The sequence below is a fragment of the Flavobacterium araucananum genome (assembly GCF_002222055.1).
In the GTDB taxonomy this organism is placed as follows: Bacteria; Bacteroidota; Bacteroidia; order Flavobacteriales; family Flavobacteriaceae; genus Flavobacterium; species Flavobacterium araucananum.
This window is the reverse complement of the sequence record NZ_MUGS01000031.1, coordinates 31,989-50,440: the sequence shown is the minus strand read 5'-3', so window position 1 is coordinate 50,440 and position 18,452 is coordinate 31,989. Positions and strand designations below refer to the sequence as shown.

Sequence of the window (18,452 nt, the reverse complement as noted above, 5' to 3'; positions counted from 1 at the left end):
ATAGATTTCCTGATCTTATTACAATAGTGATAAAATTTGATAAGGATTTGATGTGTTTTCTTTGAGAATTTTAGCGCAACCTGGTTTATTTTTTTGCTTTGATTTTGCGAAATTAATGTCCAATAATTTCTTTTCGATGTAAGGTTCCCCATTCATTGAGAGCCCCAATAACATTATACAAAGTACGGCTGTGTTCTGTTCGTGCATATTCTACAGTAGGAGGGAACGTATCATAAACGGTTCTGGTTACCAGTTTGTTTATCTCGAGATCTTTAAGTTCTTTCGAAAGCATTTTATCCGTGATCCCGTTGATGTCTTTCGAGATTTCCTTAAATCGTTTAGGTCTGTTTGATAATGCAATCAAAATGGGCAATTTCCATCTGCCGCTTAAAACTTCCAGAGCATCTCTTACAGGCAATAATGCTGCGAGGCATTCTTCTGGTTGGCCACAACCCATATCTGTTGTTAATTCGCTCTTTGTTTTCATATTTTTCGTGTTACTATCCTCAAGGATAGCGCTATCCTTGAGGATAGTACTATAAAAGAGATAGCAAATGTATATAAGTTTGTATCATAAAACAAAATAGTAATAAATATGAGCAAAAAAATTCTGAATATAGTGACAAGCATCAAAGGAGATGCTTCTTTTAGTAATAAATTATCGAATGCTGTTCTTGAAAAACTAAAGGCAGAATATAGCGAAGCACAAGTACAAACGCTTGATCTTTCTAAAACGCCTTTGCCTTATTTGAGCCAATTGGATATTAATGCATTTTATACTCCTGCAGATCAGCATACAGAAGCGCAAAAAGAAACCCTGAAATACTCTGATGAAGCTACAAGTAATCTTATCGATGCAGATATTGTTGTAATTGGTGTGCCGCTTTATAATTTTGGAATTCCCGCAGTATTAAAAGGCTGGATTGATCAGGTTGCAAGAGCGGGTAAAACCTTTACTTACGATGCAAGCGGACCAAAAGGGTTACTAACAGATAAAAAAGTATTTTTATCGATTGCTTCTGGTGCTATATTTTCTGAAGGTCCGTACAAAAGTTACGATTTTTCTGAGCCGTATTTGCGTGCTGTATTAGGCTTTTTAGGAATTACAGATGTTACGACTTTTCGTGTAGAAGGAACGGCGATACCTGAATTTGCCGAAAATGCTTTGCGAAAAGCTTTGACTGCTGTAGAAGAATTCGCTTTCTAAATTGAAAATAAAAGTACGAAGGTTGGACATTTTCGTATGTAATAAACCCGACAGTCTTTTTCTTTAGAATTAAGAACTGTTGGGTTTTAAATTATTTTAAAAAGATTGTTTGCCACGACCCGAGCAAAAGCGAACAGGCGAAGCAATTGTACCAATTCTCACTAATTTTTAGTCACAAAAGTTTAAAAATGATTCGTGAAAATTGGTGCAATTAGTGGCTAAAAAAATCTTATTATTTCTCAATGATCATGGTTACGCCTTGTCCTCCGGCGGCACAAATAGAGATAAATCCACGTCCGGAACCTTTTTCGTTTAATAATTTTGCCATTACGCCAATTATTCGTCCTCCGGTTGCAGCAAAGGGATGTGCAGCAGCAAGGCTGCTTCCTTTTACATTTAGTTTTTCTCTGTCGATCGCGCCAAGGGTTTTCTTTAAGCCCAGTTGTGCACTTAGTTCCGGGCTTTCCCAAATTTTCAGGGTGGCAAGAACTTGTGCGGCAAAAGCTTCGTGTATTTCATAATAATCAAAATCCTGCAAAGTTAGTCCCGCTTTGTCCAGCATTCTACTGGCAGCAAATAAGGGGGCAAGCAAAAGATTTTGCTGATTTTTGACATATTCGATAGCAGCAATCTCAGCAAAACTAATGTAGGCTAAAATAGGAAGTCCCTGTGCTTTTGCCCATTCTTCGCTAGCGAGAAGTATGCAAGACGCACCATCTGTAAGTGGTGTCGAATTGCCTGCTGTAAGTGTTCCGTTTACTTTATCAAAGGCAGGATTTAGCCTGGCTAATTTTTCGATACTACTGTCTTTTCTCAGGTTATTGTCTTTATCCAATCCGTTAAACGGAGTAATCATATCCTCAAAAAAGCCCTCGTCATACGCTTTTGCCATATTCAAATGACTTTTAAGGGCGAGATTATCCTGATCTTCCCTTGAAATTTTATAATGTTTTGCTGTAATTTCAGTATGACCGCCCATCGAAAGTCCGGTTTGCGATTCTTCATTTCGGGGAACCAAAGGCGATAAATCTTTGGGACGAATTTTTAAAAAAAGTTTTATTTTTTCGCCCAATGATTTTGCTTTCCGCGCATTTAGCAAAATCTTTCTTAGTTTCTCGCTAACAGCGATTGGCATATCACTTATAGAATCAACTCCGCCCGCAATTCCTGATTCGATCTGTCCCAGAGCAATTTTATTGGCAATATAGATAGCGCTTTCTATTCCGGTATCACACGCCTGTTGTAAGTCACAGGCAGGAGTTGCAGGATCAAGAGCCGTTTTCAGGACACATTCTCTAATCAAATTATTATCATAAGTATGTTTGATTACTGCTCCGCCGGCGACTTCGCCCAATAATTGTCCTTTTAGATTGTATTTGTCGATAAGACCATCAAGGGCAGCAGTCATCATTTGTAGGTTTCCAACTTCGGCATAAGCGGTATTAGCCCTTGCAAACGGAATGCGGTTGTATCCTACAATGGCAACTTTTCTAACTGTGGTGGTGGTATTCATAAGCTTAGTTTTTGTTTTTTGACGAAAATTTTGTGTTTTTTCCAGCTTAAAGATAAGCAGAGTTATTTATAATTTGAGGTATGAAGTAACAATATTGTTGCTTTTTTTGAATTGGAGCGCTAAATTCTGGTTTTAAATTATATTTATTTAGAATGATTAAAAATAATTTGCATAACAGACTTTTAGCTGTTACTTTTGCCAGCGAAATCAAAACCAAAAAAATGAATATCATGACTATAAAAAAAGGTATACTTTGCCTGATTTTTTTAAGCTCATTACCCATGATGAGCCAGGAACTGGGAAAAGTAGTTGGAAAAGTTTCTTTAAGCGGAAATGCATCTGCAGAGAATGTTTCTGTAGTTCTAAGAGGAACAAAATATGCTGCCGTTACGAACGAGCACGGGCAATATGAGATCAAAAATGTAAAACCGGCCAATTATACAATAAGTATTAGCGGTGTAGGAATTCATTTGATCGAAGATAGAATTACGGTTACCGCAAAGCAAACAACAAGCAAAAATTTTATGCTTTCTGAAAGTCAGGAGGATCTTGATGAAGTAGTTATTACCAAAAATAAGTACAAGCAGGATAAACCTTCCTTATCATTACGCCTTCAGACGCCTATACTTGAAATTCCTCAAAACATACAAATTGTAAGTAACCAGACTCTAAAAGACCAGCAAATTATTAGTATGAGCGATGGTGTTATTCGCAATGTAAGTGGTGCTGTACGTTTAGAGCACTGGGGCGATTTGTATACCAATATTACGATGCGCGGATCTCAAATTCAGGCTTTCCGTAATGGTTTTAACGTAGTTTCGTCTTTTTGGGGACCTCTTACTGAGGATATGAGTTTTGTAGATCATATTGAGTTTGTAAAAGGACCTGCAGGATTCATGCTTTCGAGTGGTGATCCAAGCGGACTTTATAATGTGGTTACCAAAAAACCTACCGGAATTACAAAAGGTGAAGCTACTGTAATGGCAGGAAGTTATGATTTTTACAGAGCAAGTGTTGATCTTGACGGGAAATTAGATAAAAAAGGAAAATTGTTATACCGTTTTAATGCGGCGGCACAAAATAAGGGCTCGCACCGTCCGTTTGAACACAACGATCGTTATGTAATTGCTCCCGTAATTACGTATCAGGTTGATGATAAAACAAAGATTACAGCCGAATATAATTTTCAGTATGCTAATATGACCGAAATTGGTTCGTATTATGTATTTGGTCCCGGATCTGACGGATATGCAACTTTGCCGGTTGGGTTCACGATGACACAACCAGGGTTGCCGGATACTAATATTCAGGATCATAGCGGCTATCTTATGTTTGAGCATAAGTTTGATGATAACTGGAAACTGACGGCACAAACGTCTTATTTTAAATACATACAACAAGGGTATAGTTCATGGCCAAGCTCTGTGGGGCCAACAGCTGATATTGCAAAAAACGAAGTGATCCGAAATGTTGGTATTTGGGATGCAGAAAGTAATATGTATTTAGGTCAGCTATTTTTGAACGGAAAATTTAATACCGGATCAGTTACTCATAAAATATTGACAGGAGTAGATTTAGGAAATAAAGATTATATGGCAGATTGGGGACAATCGCATAATCTTGATACGGTAGATAATCCGTTTAATTTGCTGGATCCCAATTATGGCACACCATCAAATGGTTTACCTGCTTTTGATCATACAACACCACTTTCTATCCGTGCAAAAGCTGCGGGTGGCTTAATAAGTACGGAGTATGCTGCGGGATATATCCAGGATGAACTTGGTTTTTTTGAAAATAAACTAAGATTAACTCTTGCTGCACGTTATACCTGGATTAGTCAGGCAAGTTGGGGCGGAGATCCAATATCTGCCAGTCATATCACGCCACGTGCAGGTTTAAGCTATTCTATTACCGAAGGTTTGGCGGTTTACGGATTATACGATCAGGCTTTTACTCCGCAAGCCGGTATTATTTTAAGCGGAGAAAGAGTAAAACCGCTTACAGGCAGTAATACAGAATTTGGTATTAAAAAAGATTGGTTTGATGGTACCTGGAGTACAACAGTATCTGCTTACAGTATTTTAAAACAAAACGAACTTACCTCAGATCCTTTAAACAAACCGGGAGAAATGTATAGTGTGGTTTTAGGAGAAAAAAGAGCAAGAGGGGTTGAATTTGATTTGAGAGGAAAGATTTTTGATGGTTTTAATGTCATTGCCAATTATGCTTTTACAGAATCTACTGTTCTTAAATTAAATGGGACTATTCCGGGAATTAGTGTTGGAGATATTATTCCGGGATATGCAAAACATACTGCAAATGCATGGTTAAACTATAGTATTCAGGACGGGACCTTAAAAGGTCTTGGAGCTTCTATTGGTGGTACTTATCTTGCAGGTCGCCAAACAGATACATGGGGTGTGGGACTTGAAAAACTTCCTAATTATTTTAAACTCGACGGAGGTTTATCCTATGATACTAAAAAGTTTAAAATTACAGCAAATGTCTTCAATATTTTAAACAAATACCTGTACAGTGGTTCGTATAATGAATATCTTAAAGCGTATTACTGGCAAACAGAGCAACCTGTGAACTTTAGAGTAGGAGTTACTTATAAATTCTAATTTTAGAAGATTAAATAATAAAAAAATCCGCTATTAGCGGATTTTTTTATTATTTATTAGGTTCAAAGGTTCAGAGTTGCAAAGGTTCAGAGTTGCAAAGGTTCAGAGTTGCAAAGGTTCAGAGCTGCAAAGGTTCAGAGCTGCAAAGGTTCAGAGCTGCAAAGGTTCAGAGCTGCAAAGGTTCAGAGCTGCAAAGGTTCAGAGTTGCAAAGGCTCAGAGTAGCAAAGGTTCAGAGGTTTTAGTTTTTAATTTGCTAAAAATCTTTTTAATCAGTATAATCAGTGGCAAAAAAAAATTACCCTTTTTGAATTAAAGGAATAACCTTGGCTCCAATAAGTTCGATAGCACTCATTAATTGTGTATGTGTAAGACCGGCATTATCCATTTGGAAGGTAAATCTTGAGATTCCGCCAAGAGATTCGCTATGGCGCAAAATTTTCTCTGCGATTCGCTCAGGATCACCCACAACCAGAACTCCCTGATCATCGATAAGTCCGTCGAATTTGTCTTTGGTAACCGGTGGCCAACCACGTTCTCTTCCTAATTTTGTCCAAAGTTCAGCATAACCCGGATAATATTCGTCTATGGCTTTTTGGGTTGTGGTTCCCACAAAACCAGGCGAATGTAATCCTACCTGAAGTTCTTCGGGTTGGTAACCTGCGGCTTTTCCGGCTTCGCGATACAAATCGACTAATGGTTTAAAACGGTGTGTTTGTCCGCCAATAACGGCAACCATCAAGGGTAAACCCAAAGATCCTGCTCGTACAAAAGATTCCGGAGTTCCGCCAACGCCCAACCAGATAGGTAGTTTTTCTTGTAAAGCTCTCGGGTATATGGGAAGATTATTCAAAGCCGGACGAAATTTTCCGGACCATGTTATAAATTCATTGTCTCTAATTTGTAAAAGAAGGTCTAGTTTCTCGCTAAAAAGTTCGTCGTAATCGTTTAGACTGTATCCAAAAAGCGGATAAGCTTCGATTGCTGATCCGCGACCTACCACAATTTCGGCTCTTCCTTTAGAAATTAAATCTAAGGTTGCAAAATTTTGATACAATCGAACCGGATCGGCGGCACTTAAAACCGAAACTGCACTTGCTAATCGTATGCGTTTTGTTCTTGCTGCTGCTGCGGCTAATATTACGGCTGTTGCCGAATCTAAAAACTCTTTTTTATGATGCTCGCCAATTCCAAAAACGTCAAGACCTGCCTGGTCTGCCAGCTCGATTCTTTGAAGCAGTTGCTCCATTGCATCGACACTGCTCAAAGTATTGTTGTCTCCGTACATTGCCGAAGCAAAACTGTCTATTCCTATTTCCATAATTTTTTATTTTTTACCCAGAGCTTTTTTTACAAAGTTTCCGGCTTAACGCCTATACCAATGAACTAATGTGAGAATCCAAATGAAACACTGATCAGAATGATCAGAATAACGATTAGCGTGATGCTTACATACAGATAATCTTTCTCTAAAAGAAAAGAAAATAACGACAGTAATACCCGCAATACAGGCGTTAGAAAAAGAAGGATAATCCCAACAAATATGAGTGATTCTCCATTTCCCTGAATTGCTCCCTTGTATATTGCCGAAATTACTTCGAATATATTACGATCATTTTCATGAAATACAGCGTAGTTTTCGATATCAGTGCTATGTCCCGTCAAATAGACAATGCCGCCAATAAAAGCTACTGACAATGAGATCCAGACACCGTAGCGCAATAAATTTCCTATAATGGTCTGAAAATCTTTTTCTCCAAATTTTTCGTGTTGCATAACTTTAGATTTTTCCATTAAGTCCGTTATATATCATATTAACTGCAAGCACAAAAATCAGGCACGCAAAAAAGATTCGTAATTTTTTAGGGTTTGTTTTTACCAGAACTTTAGCTCCTGCCATAGCGCCAAATAAAACACCAATGACTACGGGCATACAAATTCCGGGTTCGATATATCCTTTTTGAATGTAGATTACAGAACTTGCCATTGCGGTAACTCCCATCATAAAATTACTGGTTGTGGTCGAAACCTTAAACGGGATTCTCATGATATTATCCATGGCAATTACCTTAAAAGCGCCAGAACCAATCCCTAATAGTCCGGACATCATTCCGGCGATTCCCATCATACCAAAACCACCCACAACATTTTTGGTACCGTAACTGATTACTTCGCCATCGTGCGAAGGATAAGTTCCTTCGAGCCTAAGTTTTTTGGCTAACGGACTTGATTGTAAAACAATGTGTTCTTCTTTTTTACGAAGCGAATTTATAGCCGAAAAAATTAAGGTAAGTCCAAACAAGACTGCTATAAAGGAGGTAGGAGCGATGGTAGAAAGTAAGGCTCCGCAAACGGCTCCAATGGTTGTGGCAATCTCCAGAAAGATTCCCAATCGCATATTGGTGATTCCTTCCCTGACATAAGCGGCGGCAGAACCGGATGAAGTAGCAATTACAGAAACTAAAGCTGCACCAATTGCATAATGTATGTCAACGCCAAGAATAACTGTTAAAAGGGGAATTATTATAATTCCGCCACCTAAACCTGATAATGAGCCAATAAAACCTGCTAAAAAAGCACCAAGAATCATAATCAGGGTAAATGTAAGTACTGTCATTCGGATAAATTTTGTTGCAGCTAATTTACGAATAGTTATTAGTTTCTGAAAAAATTACGACCTTAATAAAACCTTAAAAAAAAGTTTAGTGTTGGAGAATGCTGATTTTTAAGGATTTAATTATAAACAAAAAGGAGCTGTAAAGCTCCTTGGTAATTTTGAATATGAAAAGATATTTTAAAAGGTCAAATCTAATTTAGTGACTAAAAAACAAACAATCTGATGCTTATTTATGGTCTGCTGCAAAAGTGGTTTTTCCAATTGCAGAAAGCAATAAAGCAGCGGCAGCACTGGTTAGTACAGAATAATCCAAAGGTGCTTTTATGGTTGATGATAGTGCCATTGCGATTGCAAAAAGAAGCATTAACCCGGAGGTTCCCAGCGCTATGATTCGGGTTTTGAAGCCGATGATTAGGCAAATGCCAAACAAAATTTCGAAAAATGTCGCCAATCCGCCTAATATTCCGGCAACAGATTTACTGGCAAATGCATTTAAAGTTTGGGTATAAGCGACAAAATTTTCCCAGTTTCCCCAAGCTACTCCCGGAGCTCCCGGTGCGCCCCAAAGTCCAAAACGGTCTGCAACTGCTGAAAGCATTGTGATTCCTAAAATTATTCTTAAAACTAAGCCTGCTTGTGGTATTGATATGTTTTTCATTTGGATAAATTTTTATGTAAAAATAAAAAGATGATGATGATCTTAGTATACCAGTTTTTATAAATACTACAGCCCAGATTAAGCTTTTGTAATTGTTGTAAAAAAGAGTTTTAGTTTGATTTAACTGTTTTAAGAGGCATTAAATCCATCTTCTTTTTCCTTAAATGCCCATGTTGCCATTGCCTGAATAACGGGCATTAAACCGTTTCCGGCATTGCTGAGTCTGTAGGTTACAAAAGGAGGAACTACTGGTTTTGCTTCTCTGATGACCAGATTATCTGCTTCTAATTGTTTTAAATGCTGAATCAACATTTTCTCGGTTACTGCCGGAATAGCTCTTTTTAGTTCGCTGTAACGCAGGGCTCCGCTTGACAGATGATAAATAATAATGGGTTTCCAATAGCCTCCAATTTTTTCCATTACATAGGTTACCGGGCATTGTTCCAGGGCGTATTGCTTATTTTCCTGTATTGTCGATGATTCTTTGATTGCTGTCATTTGTGCATACTTTAGGGTAAGTACTTGTATAAAAGTAAGTACAAATATACCTTTGTTACTGCTAATAAAAAAATAATTTAGATATGAAAATTACAATTTCAGGTTCATTAGGAAATATAGGAAAACCTTTGGCCACACAACTTATTGCTTCAGGACATGAAGTTACGGTAATTACAAGCAGTACAGACAGGGTAGCCGCTATTGCAACTTTGGGTGCAAAAGCCGCAGTAGGATCTGTTGGTGACGTTGCTTTTTTGAAAAATGCTTTTGCAGGTGCTGATGCCGTTTTTGCATTGACACCACCTAATATGGGTGGAGATCATATTATTGCGAATACTACAGCTGCCGGCGAAGCTTTGGCAACAGCCATTCAGGAAACAGGGGTAAAGCGTGTAGTTATGTTAAGTAGCATTGGTGCTCATTTGCCTGGCGGGAATGGACCGATTGCGGGACTTTATAACATCGAAAAAATATACGAAACACTAGAAAACGTAGCGGTAACGTTTCTTCGTGCCGGATTTTTCCTTACCAACTTATACAATGATGTACCCCTGATTAAGGGTGCGGGAATTATTGGTTCTAACTATCCATCGACAACAGCAATGCCTTTTGTACACCCTGAAGATATTGCAAATGCTGCTGCCGAAGAGCTGGTAAAAACGGTATCCGGAAACACTATTCGTTATATTATCAGTGATCTTCGTACGCCGGAGGATGTGGCAAAAATCTTAGGCGGGGCAATCGATAAACCGGAGTTGCCTTGGGTTGAGTTTACAGATGAACAGGCTCTTGGCGGAATGAAACAAGCTGGTTTACCGGATGAAATAGCCGGATTGTATGCAGAAATGGGGTCGGGTTTAAGAAGTGGTCAAATACAGGAAGATTTTTTAACGAATAAAATTGCTGCTACAGGAAAAATTAAGTTAGAGGATTTTGCAAAAGAATTTGCTTCTAAATTTTAATTTTTATAGAAAGAGCTGGTTGTAAAATCAGCTCTTTTTTTTTGTAAAATAATGGTTTAGTTTTTAGTAAGCCAGGTCAATAATTTGCTTCTTTTTTCTCTGCTTACAATAATGTCTTTATCGAAAGCAAAGGATAAATTAATTTTAAGTTTTCTGGGAAAATAATCTGTGGCATCTGTAATGGCGTTGCGATTGACGAGAAATTGCCTGTTCATTCTAAAAAAAGTTAAACCGGTTTTATGCTCGAGTTCTTCGAGACTTTCGGTCATTGCGTATGTTTTTCCGGAATGGGCGTGCAAATAGGTTATCTCGTTATCGAGACAAAATAAAGCGATTTTATCGAGCGTAAAGGGCAATAAACGATCTCTGTATTTGACCATAATGGTGCTGCTGTTGTTTTTGTTTCTGGCTTCTAATGTTGCCATTGCAGCCTCATATTTTAAGGCAATACTTCCTGCCATTACTTTTTGCATGTTTTGAAATTTAAGTAATGCTTTTTCGAGAGATTCAATGCTAAAAGGTTTTAGAATATATTCGATGCCGTTTGCTCTAAAAGCGTCGAGGGCATATTCGTCAAAGGCGGTACAAAAAATTACCGGAACTTCTATCGAGATTACTTTTGCAATATCAAAGCTTAATCCGTCGCCCAATTGTATGTCGCTAAAAATAAGATCCGGTTGCGGATTTTTTGTAAAATAAGCAACAGCTTCTTTTACGGAACTAAGAACGCTTACAATCTCGACATCCGGTTTTATTTGTTTCAGATTACTAACGAGGTCTTCGGCAACGAGTAGTTCATCTTCAATTATTACTATTTTCATGGGGCATGATTTTAAAGCTTACCGAAAAAGATTTTCCGTCGTTCTTAATTATAATTTCTTCTCCTGACCACAATTGATATCGTTCTGCGAGATTGCTCAAGCCGCTTTTTGTAGATGTTTCTCCTGCATTTCTGGGGTTTATGGGATTGAATACGCTTATGTAATTGTTGTGTTGTTCTATTACCAATTTCAAAGGGGTTTCTTTGGTAAAGATGTTGTGTTTAATCGCATTTTCTAATAAGGGTTGCAGGGAGAAAGAGGGTACAAATCCTTTTAACATTTCAGGATTTTCGATGTTTAAATTCCATTCCAGCGCTTCGCCAAAACGTATTTTTTGCATTTGCAGATAGTTTTTACAAATCTCTAATTCTTCTTCGAGTGTTGTGGCAGGACTATTATTAAGAGATACGGCAGAGCGAAGAAAATCAGCGAGTTGCAACAAATAGATTTCGCCCAGTTTAGGATCTTTTTTATATAAGGCCTTTAAGGTATTGAGGGAATTGAATAAAAAATGCGGGTGAATTTGCTGCTTTAATAAGAGGTTTTCGGCTTGCGTACTTCGAAGCTGCAAACGGGAATTTTCGAGTTCGGTTTGAATTTTATTCTGACGAAATATGACAAAGTCATGCAGAAATAATATAATGGTTGTAAGTACGGTCGAAATGGCTATAAAAGCAGCAAGGAGTTTATAATTATCAAGGTGGCTTGGTATTTTGGCCAGATAAGAGAAAATAGGCCACAGGGTGAGGTAGATTCCTATACCGGAGATATAACTCAGGCTCAACCTGCAAAGCTTAAATTGGAACAAATCGTCCGGAAATTTTTTAGCACTAAATTTTAAAATCCAGACTAATAAGTTACTTGTTATAAACATATAACAAGCGGTTTTGATAGCCAAAACAAACAATGCCGAGAGGATTTCTTCGAATAAAAAAAGCAATAAAAAAGTAAACGGAAAGGCGAGACTTACCAGGAGCATATTCAATCGCCGGATTTCTTTGATGTTGTAAGGCGTTATGGTTCTTTTTATAGTATTGTTCATAGAAATACAGGATCTAATCGGGGTATTGTATTTGGTATACGAAATGTACAAATATCTGCGTACATAATTCGTTTGGCTTACTTATTTTCGACACATAGATACCCACATAGGATAGTAGTACCTTTTGCTAAAATTCCGACCACTTATAGTAGTCGGAAATTTAGAATAAGATTTTAATCTGTTAAAAGATATAAGATAAACTAACTTGTGCGGTATTGTTTTGAAAATCAGTGTTAATTCCCGCAGTTTTTATTTTGCTAACATCTGTCAGAGACAAATAATATCGGGCTCCAATCCCAAGTCCGTTTTGAAATTGATAGCCAATTCCTGCTGCAACACCACCATCGATTTTCTCGGCAAATTTAGTGTCTTTGCTAATTCCCAGGCTTGTAAAATCTTCATCGACCAGAATCCCAATTTGTGGACCCGCTTCAAGATACAATCCAAAATTGGTTTTGTATTTTAAAAGAATCGGCACTGTAACATACGACAGTTTTATGTCTTCACCATCCATAAGTCCGCCTTTGATTTTTGCTCCTTGTGTCGAATATAAAAACTCTTCCTGTACGGCAAAATGATCGTTGAATTTATATCCTACAAGTGCACCTGCATGAAATCCTGTTAAGCCTTCGGTATCAAAGCTGGCATTGGTAAAATTGCTGTAATTGGCTCCGGCTTTTACACCAAAATAAAGACGATCTGCTATGTTTTTGAAAAAGCTTTGACTAAAACCACTTGTAGAGGCAAGGAGAATACAACCAATGAATAAATTTTTGACGATTTTCATAATTTAAAGATTTTATTTGATACTAATTATTGTTTATACCGTCAAAAGTATAAGGAGTTCAATTTGTGTAGCTGATAAATTGGGTGGAGACGGACAAAATGGTGGGCGAAACGGATTTCTGACCTTTATATTAAAGAAAAATACCTCATTTGTTTTTAAAACAAAGAGGTATTTTGAGGAGGATTTAAGTCTGATTATCTTATTTTTGAGGCGTGTATATAAAGTTTTTAAAAGTTATTTGTCCGTCTCCAACAGCCGAAAGTCCTAATTTAAGACTCATGAAGCCGCTTAATACATTGTGATTAAAAGAGCTTACTTCGGCTGAGTTTTCGATTTTATGCCATTCTTTATTGTCTGTGCTGTAATACATATTTACGAGTTGTTCTTTTTTTTCTAAACGCAGATAAAGATGGGTTTTGTTAATGTCTTTTTTGGTAGTGAACTGCCAGGAACGAAGTATTGCCAATATATTTTGTGCATCTGCCGCAATACCGGTATAGAGTCGATTGTCATAAAAAAGGATAAGTCCGGCGGTTGCTTTTCCTTCAATTTCTACTTCGACCTGAGCGGTGTACGAATGGTCAGATGGTGTGCAAAGCAATGGTGCACTCTCGCCAATACTTTTTCCTTTAGCCTTAATTTGTATTCCGTTTGGCGTAAGTTTAAAACGCTGAGGATCATAATCTTCAAAAAATTGCCATTGCGAACTCAATGTTGCGGTTGTAAAAGGATCTGATAGAGAAAAAGTACTTTTTATGGGCTGTCCGGCAGGTTTTTTTAAAGTAGCTTCGGTTTTTATTCCTTCAGGACTTTTATACCATCCGTCTTTTGTCCATTCGACAGGTTGCAAAAGCGTTTGGCGTCCCATGTTATAATGTCCGTTTTCATATCCGTGAAAAACCATCCACCAATTGCCTTTGGCATCATCAATAAGGCTTGCATGACCTTTTGACCACCATTTTTCGGTACTGCTATTGGTTCTGATAATGGGATTATAAGGAGAGTTTTCCCATGGTCCGAGAGGAGATTTTGATCGTGCCGAAACCACCATGTGACTTGTTGCGGGTCCTGCGGTGCCACCTTCGGCAGTTGTAAGATAATAATAGTCTCCGTGTTTTATAATTTTCGGACCTTCCATACAAAAACATTCAATAGACCAATTTTCGGGTATTGGCCATCCGTCATACACTTGTTTTGCTTCGCCTGTTATCGAAAGTCCGTCTTTGGCTAAGGGAGCATAACTGCCATTACTGAAATAAAGAAAACGATTACCGTCCTGATCTGCAACATGTCCGGGATCTATGTTTCCTATTTTTAAATCTATGGGAGCACTCCAGGGACCGTTTATTTTATCTGCCCAAACGACATAATTGGTATTATTTGCCGGAAAGTAGATGTAGAATTTGTTGTCGTATTTTACTAAATCAGGTGCCCAGACTGCACCAACATTTTTGGTAAGGGCATGAGTAACAGGTTGCCAGTTGATCAGGTCTTTGGATGTCCAGATCAATAAACCGGGAAAATAGTTAAAAGACGAATGTACGATATAATAGTCTTCGCCATCTCTTATAATCGAGGGATCAGGATGGTCTCCGGCAAATACAGGATTTTGATAAAAACCATTTTTGATGCCGGGATCCTGTGCTTGCGAATGACCTGAAAAAGCATATAAAGCAAACAGACCAAAGGTTATTCTTTTTAAGAGAGAAGCATATAAAGTCATACATTATATTATTTAAAATTTAACTTGTGGTCAAATATACCATAACGTGATTAAAAAAGCAATTCTATTCGTAATGAACTTTTTGTAATAAGATTTTCTTTAACAAAACAAGAGTGCTGTCTTATCTGCTTATGCCGTTACTGAGATTATATTGGTAATACCAGAGTAACCTAAAAAACAATAAGACTGTCTTTTGGGACAGCCTTATTGCAGTAAAGTAAGATTTTGATTTTTTTATAATTGTGCTATAAAACTATTTTATAGTGACTGTCATATTTGGAGTGATAATAGCATCCAAAGTACCTCCGGTGTAACGTTGGGCATATATTTCGATGTAATCATTATTGATTAATTCTACAGATGCATTTAGCGGAAGAACAATAATATCACCATTTACCTGGCCTCTGCCATAAATTTTGTATTGTGTTAAAATTGCACCATTTTTAGCGATATAAATTATGTAAGTTCCTGCCGCCGGAACCTGAAAAGAGATAGAACCTGCAATTTGAAATATTCGTTTCTTTTTGCCTAAATATTTTAGCCTGTTACTAATTCCTCCATCATTCGAAAATCTAAAAAGATTGTATGATGCTGAAGTTCCCAGAACTTTTACTGTAGTACTGGGATTTGTCGTATTAAAAGCAGTAGCAGCACCAGCTCCCACTACATAATCCATAGAGAAATCTCCAACAGCATTTGCATCTGTTTCTGTTGGTATTCCGGCAGCTCTTACGTTCCAGCTGTTGTTAAAATTATAGCCTGTATAAGTTCCTACCGTATATGGTTTTACAAATCCTGTCGTGTTTGCGCCTGTAAACACAACTGATTCCAGTACAGCATCACCACTTATAGTTGGGTTTCCGGACACATCAAACCCTATTGCAGAACCATCTACCTGACTAAAACCTCCTTGTTTTTCTACCAGCATAAAAGTTCCGGTCAGTTTTTCGTAGGTTCCGGTATTGTTACCAAACCATCCTAAATTGCTCAGTAATAATTGCGTAATGTTGTTGTACGTGATACCGTTGGTATTTCCTGAAAACTGAATAATACTAAAAAACACCAATCCAAAACCGGATACGGTACCTACCGTATTAGAATTTGCGACAATACAATCTCTAAAGATTAAATTTTGCGTTGCTGCCCCGCTTAGGTTAAACACATTTCCGCCTGTAGCAATAAGAGTTACACCTCTGATACTTCCGCCATTTGCCCCTTCAAAAATATTTCCGGAAGATCTGATTATAATATCTTCATTTGCGTCTAATCCCTGTACATAAGCATTGTTTATATCAATAGGAAAATTGAAAGCTACCGTACCGTTAATCTCATACAGCGTGTTGGAACTTAAAAGATATTTAGATCCTCCGCCTGCAGCAAGCTCTGTGGCCAAAACAGTTGCGAGAACATCTGTAGATTTTATACGTTTAAAATTGATTCGGCCCGGAGTACCACTAACAACCGGCAACCATGTCGATGTACCTGTCGAATAATAATGTAACAGTTTTAAATCAGTATCATAGACTACCAAACCATCTGCGGGAGTGGTTATTGCAGTTCTTTGGGCCGTTGTCATTCTGGGTGTCAGCAACCCTTTTGTGGTAGAAGTTATATCAAGTGCTGAACTTGCGTTTGGAGTTATCGTTCCAATTCCAATTTGGGCATTTGCGTTTAGCGTAATAAGAAGTAAGAAAAACAATAAAAATGTCTTATAATTTTGAAGAGTTGGTTTGTTGATCATAATTTCTAATATTAGTTAATGATGTGGATTTTTTTTTGACTCGTTTAATTTTATTTACCGGAATTCGAAATGATAATTTTTTCTGTGAAACGTTCATTATCAGTAGTTAAAAACTCTGTAATGTAAACACCATTGCTGAGTCCGCTAGTCGAAAAAATATAATTCTGGTCTGATCCTAAATCTTTTTTAGCCAATACTACTTTGCCAAGCATATCGTATAGCTTAAATGATTTTAAGGCATAATTGTTAGGATTTGAAACTTTCAGGTGGCTATTGACATTATCCTGTGCAATAAAAAAGTGTTTACTGCTTTGATCGCCTATGCCCAATGTTGTTTCGTTTTTGAATGTAATTTTAAATCGGTCTGCGTAGATGCCCGGTGCAACAGTTACTTCATACGTTCCCGTTTTTATATCATGATAAGAGCTGTCGAGAGCATCATACAGGTATATTTTTTGCGAAGTATCAAAATTTACAACTTCCGGGATATAAAATTTAAAAGTGGTGCTGGTTGCTACCTTTACGGCTAATGGAATTTTCTTGGTATCATCAAAATTAATTCCCTGAATAACATAATTATGATCGTCTAACCAAAAAGTAACATCGTTGGGCAGCGCATCATTTACATCTAAGGCATCGATACCAAAATCAATTCCGTCTGTGGCTTCAGGAACAAATGCGAGAGCCAGCTGTCTGGTAAATTGATTGTTGATCATCGCATTGATTTTAAAATGAGAAACTTCCTCGATAACTTCTTCGGTTGTCGCCTCTTTATTTGCGTTTTTTTCTTTTGGAGCATGTTTTTCAAATTGAGAAAAACCGCTTCCTTCTTTATAAAATGCTCTGTGGCTATTTTTGAATATTGCCGTTCCGGTTGCCGTAGCGTTAATGACAAATCCCTGACCAATAGGCGAATATTTGCGTTGTATAGCAAGTCCAGACGATGATCCGGTATTGTTTACAGAACCATCTGCATTGTACGAATTGAAGGTTGCAGGTACATATACACCATTAGAACCTAAACTTACGGGAGAATAACTGCCGTAACCACCTCTATAATTGACAAGTACATGAGAGTCTACGGTTTTGTCCTGCTCCCAGAAATAAGCGATTCCGCCAGTTGCTGTGTTTGTCCCGTCCAATAGAAAAGCATTTAAGTGCAAGGCAGATGGATATGGATTTCCGGTCAGGGTCGTATTTCCATTACCTAAAGTAATGGTGATATTACCATCGTTTGGTTTTCCTCTAAAATCATATCTTTGGGCACCTCCCGGATTGTTTGTAATCCCGGTTCCTTCCGGATCTGTTGTATCAGTTCCGCTGGTTCCTTTCATCGTAAAACCTTCTCCCGGGGCTAATGTTGTAGCGCCACCAACAAAAATCCACTGCGAATAATTATTAGCATTTATGAGCTTAAAAATCCAATCGGAAGCAATTGCAAAAGGAACCGAAGTTCCGTTTGAACTCCCGGATCCTAAAATGATTGGTGCTACAGAGGCTATAGAACTTGTTGGCCGGCTTAACATTGTAATACCAAAATTCTCGTTTCCGGTTGTGGCAGAAGCGTTCCCAACGGGCGAGCACCAGTAATTATAATCATAATTGTCTGAGGTTCCTTCTTGATAAAGAGACAATATTCCTGCTCCGGTATTGCTTGAAACTCCTGTAGTTCCCTGCACAAGTTGCGCATTATTTCTTAAATATAGATTTGATGTCGAGGCCATATTTACTTCTTGTTGCACATAGAGTACTTCGTTTTGTACATACATGTTTGCAGTAGGACCAAAATAAATTTGTGAGATACACTTTGTAGTAGCCAGTATCAAAATAAGGAATGTAATTTTCTTCATAACTTTCACTTCTTTAGTGTTAATAATATTCGATTTTTGATTTTCAACAGGTATGTCACACCTATGGCGGGGAGATCGATTGTGCTTGTAGCGCTGGTGCAATACTGTGATAAGTTGCACCTGATAATAAGGCTCGTAGTAACTTTGACTTTCTAATTTTCATATGATATTTCTAGATTTGGGGTAAATAAAATTCATAAAGCGGAAATTATTTTTACTGCATTTGATTTAAATTAGGTAAGAATAATTTTATATAAAATAAGAACGGCTTGTTGTAAACTAAAATTTTGAAAATGAGGGCATGTAAGGCTTAAAGTGCTGGTAAAGAATTATTTGTACAACAATATGTTAATTTATAATAGATTCTTACGAAAAAGACTCCTTAATCATTCAAATTTTGAACTTTTC

16 protein-coding genes are annotated in these 18,452 nt (G+C 37.6%); 3 read left to right on the top strand and 13 right to left on the bottom strand.

Annotated features, from left to right (window positions below):
• Positions 1-112 precede the first annotated feature (112 nt).
• Positions 113-487 carry a winged helix-turn-helix transcriptional regulator gene (locus B0A64_RS15415; protein WP_089480401.1) on the bottom strand — a complete coding sequence of 125 codons (375 nt, stop codon included), beginning with the start codon at positions 485-487 and terminating at the stop codon, positions 113-115.
• 108 nt (positions 488-595) lie between these two features.
• Here B0A64_RS15415 and B0A64_RS15410 point away from each other — a divergent pair, with 108 nt between their 5' ends.
• A complete protein-coding gene (locus B0A64_RS15410; RefSeq protein ID WP_089480400.1) occupies positions 596-1,207 on the top strand; it encodes an FMN-dependent NADH-azoreductase in 612 nt (203 codons plus the stop codon).
• A 232-nt stretch (positions 1,208-1,439) separates the two neighbouring features.
• Here B0A64_RS15410 and B0A64_RS15405 read toward each other — a convergent pair whose 3' ends face one another.
• A complete protein-coding gene (locus tag B0A64_RS15405; RefSeq protein WP_089480399.1) occupies positions 1,440-2,720 on the bottom strand; it encodes an acetyl-CoA C-acetyltransferase in 1,281 nt (426 codons plus the stop codon).
• Positions 2,721-2,872: 152 nt separating this feature from the next.
• Here B0A64_RS15405 and B0A64_RS15400 point away from each other — a divergent pair, with 152 nt between their 5' ends.
• Complete coding sequence (locus tag B0A64_RS15400; protein WP_244285419.1) at positions 2,873-5,347, top strand: TonB-dependent receptor; 2,475 nt, start codon at positions 2,873-2,875, stop codon at positions 5,345-5,347.
• Between the two features lie 296 nt (positions 5,348-5,643).
• On the opposite strand, the gene B0A64_RS15390 is transcribed toward B0A64_RS15400, so the two are convergent.
• The 5 genes from B0A64_RS15390 to B0A64_RS15370 form a co-directional block, all read right to left on the bottom strand.
• Positions 5,644-6,666 carry an LLM class flavin-dependent oxidoreductase gene (locus B0A64_RS15390; RefSeq protein WP_089480397.1) on the bottom strand — a complete coding sequence of 341 codons (1,023 nt, stop codon included), beginning with the start codon at positions 6,664-6,666 and terminating at the stop codon, positions 5,644-5,646.
• A 65-nt stretch (positions 6,667-6,731) separates the two neighbouring features.
• On the bottom strand, positions 6,732-7,121 hold the full coding sequence (locus B0A64_RS15385; protein WP_244285418.1) for a DUF1634 domain-containing protein: 390 nt from the start codon (positions 7,119-7,121) through the stop codon (positions 6,732-6,734).
• A 4-nt stretch (positions 7,122-7,125) separates the two neighbouring features.
• Positions 7,126-7,962 (bottom strand): sulfite exporter TauE/SafE family protein, encoded by an 837-nt coding sequence (locus tag B0A64_RS15380; protein ID WP_089480395.1) that lies wholly within the window; start codon positions 7,960-7,962, stop codon positions 7,126-7,128.
• Between the two features lie 226 nt (positions 7,963-8,188).
• The gene (locus B0A64_RS15375) at positions 8,189-8,620 is read right to left on the bottom strand and encodes a DoxX family membrane protein (protein ID WP_089480394.1); all 432 of its coding nucleotides are present in this window, start codon (positions 8,618-8,620) and stop codon (positions 8,189-8,191) included.
• Positions 8,621-8,749: 129 nt separating this feature from the next.
• On the bottom strand, positions 8,750-9,118 hold the full coding sequence (locus B0A64_RS15370) for a winged helix-turn-helix transcriptional regulator (protein WP_089480393.1): 369 nt from the start codon (positions 9,116-9,118) through the stop codon (positions 8,750-8,752).
• Between the two features lie 83 nt (positions 9,119-9,201).
• On the opposite strand from B0A64_RS15370, the gene B0A64_RS15365 reads away from it, so the two are divergent.
• On the top strand, positions 9,202-10,080 hold the full coding sequence (locus B0A64_RS15365; RefSeq protein WP_089480392.1) for an NmrA family NAD(P)-binding protein: 879 nt from the start codon (positions 9,202-9,204) through the stop codon (positions 10,078-10,080).
• A 56-nt stretch (positions 10,081-10,136) separates the two neighbouring features.
• Here B0A64_RS15365 and B0A64_RS15360 read toward each other — a convergent pair whose 3' ends face one another.
• The 6 genes from B0A64_RS15360 to B0A64_RS15335 all read right to left on the bottom strand — a co-directional run bounded on the left by B0A64_RS15360 (position 10,137) and on the right by B0A64_RS15335 (position 18,044).
• Positions 10,137-10,901 carry a LytR/AlgR family response regulator transcription factor gene (locus B0A64_RS15360; RefSeq protein ID WP_089480391.1) on the bottom strand — a complete coding sequence of 255 codons (765 nt, stop codon included), beginning with the start codon at positions 10,899-10,901 and terminating at the stop codon, positions 10,137-10,139.
• Positions 10,882-11,943 carry a sensor histidine kinase gene (locus B0A64_RS15355; protein ID WP_089480390.1) on the bottom strand — a complete coding sequence of 354 codons (1,062 nt, stop codon included), beginning with the start codon at positions 11,941-11,943 and terminating at the stop codon, positions 10,882-10,884. Before B0A64_RS15355 ends, B0A64_RS15360 begins: the two co-directional genes overlap by 20 nt.
• A 181-nt stretch (positions 11,944-12,124) precedes the next feature.
• Complete coding sequence (locus B0A64_RS15350; protein ID WP_089480389.1) at positions 12,125-12,730, bottom strand: porin family protein; 606 nt, start codon at positions 12,728-12,730, stop codon at positions 12,125-12,127.
• Positions 12,731-12,929: 199 nt separating this feature from the next.
• Positions 12,930-14,453: a family 43 glycosylhydrolase gene (locus tag B0A64_RS15345; RefSeq protein ID WP_089480388.1), complete on the bottom strand. Its 1,524-nt coding sequence runs from the start codon at positions 14,451-14,453 to the stop codon at positions 12,930-12,932.
• A 253-nt stretch (positions 14,454-14,706) separates the two neighbouring features.
• On the bottom strand, positions 14,707-16,194 hold the full coding sequence (locus B0A64_RS15340) for a hypothetical protein (protein WP_165769824.1): 1,488 nt from the start codon (positions 16,192-16,194) through the stop codon (positions 14,707-14,709).
• 50 nt (positions 16,195-16,244) lie between these two features.
• Positions 16,245-18,044, bottom strand: coding sequence for a T9SS type A sorting domain-containing protein (locus B0A64_RS15335; protein ID WP_244285417.1), 1,800 nt, complete (start codon positions 18,042-18,044; stop codon positions 16,245-16,247).
• Between the last annotated feature and the right edge of the window lie 408 nt (positions 18,045-18,452).

Excerpts from the sequence above, each read along its gene's own strand:
- B0A64_RS15365 (WP_089480392.1), top strand. The coding sequence starts at position 9,202 with ATGAAAATTACAATTTCAGGTTCATTAGGAAATATAGGAAAACCTTTG.
- B0A64_RS15360 (WP_089480391.1), bottom strand. The coding sequence starts at position 10,901 with ATGAAAATAGTAATAATTGAAGATGAACTACTCGTTGCCGAAGACCTC.
- B0A64_RS15380 (WP_089480395.1), bottom strand. The coding sequence starts at position 7,962 with ATGACAGTACTTACATTTACCCTGATTATGATTCTTGGTGCTTTTTTA.
- B0A64_RS15335 (WP_244285417.1), bottom strand. The coding sequence starts at position 18,044 with ATGAAGAAAATTACATTCCTTATTTTGATACTGGCTACTACAAAGTGT.
- B0A64_RS15370 (WP_089480393.1), bottom strand. The coding sequence starts at position 9,118 with ATGACAGCAATCAAAGAATCATCGACAATACAGGAAAATAAGCAATAC.
- B0A64_RS15350 (WP_089480389.1), bottom strand. The coding sequence starts at position 12,730 with ATGAAAATCGTCAAAAATTTATTCATTGGTTGTATTCTCCTTGCCTCT.
- B0A64_RS15390 (WP_089480397.1), bottom strand. The coding sequence starts at position 6,666 with ATGGAAATAGGAATAGACAGTTTTGCTTCGGCAATGTACGGAGACAAC.
- B0A64_RS15345 (WP_089480388.1), bottom strand. The coding sequence starts at position 14,453 with ATGACTTTATATGCTTCTCTCTTAAAAAGAATAACCTTTGGTCTGTTT.
- B0A64_RS15385 (WP_244285418.1), bottom strand. The coding sequence starts at position 7,121 with ATGCAACACGAAAAATTTGGAGAAAAAGATTTTCAGACCATTATAGGA.
- B0A64_RS15400 (WP_244285419.1), top strand. The coding sequence starts at position 2,873 with ATGATTAAAAATAATTTGCATAACAGACTTTTAGCTGTTACTTTTGCC.
- B0A64_RS15405 (WP_089480399.1), bottom strand. The coding sequence starts at position 2,720 with ATGAATACCACCACCACAGTTAGAAAAGTTGCCATTGTAGGATACAAC.
- B0A64_RS15340 (WP_165769824.1), bottom strand. The coding sequence starts at position 16,194 with ATGATCAACAAACCAACTCTTCAAAATTATAAGACATTTTTATTGTTT.
- B0A64_RS15415 (WP_089480401.1), bottom strand. The coding sequence starts at position 487 with ATGAAAACAAAGAGCGAATTAACAACAGATATGGGTTGTGGCCAACCA.
- B0A64_RS15410 (WP_089480400.1), top strand. The coding sequence starts at position 596 with ATGAGCAAAAAAATTCTGAATATAGTGACAAGCATCAAAGGAGATGCT.
- B0A64_RS15355 (WP_089480390.1), bottom strand. The coding sequence starts at position 11,943 with ATGAACAATACTATAAAAAGAACCATAACGCCTTACAACATCAAAGAA.
- B0A64_RS15375 (WP_089480394.1), bottom strand. The coding sequence starts at position 8,620 with ATGAAAAACATATCAATACCACAAGCAGGCTTAGTTTTAAGAATAATT.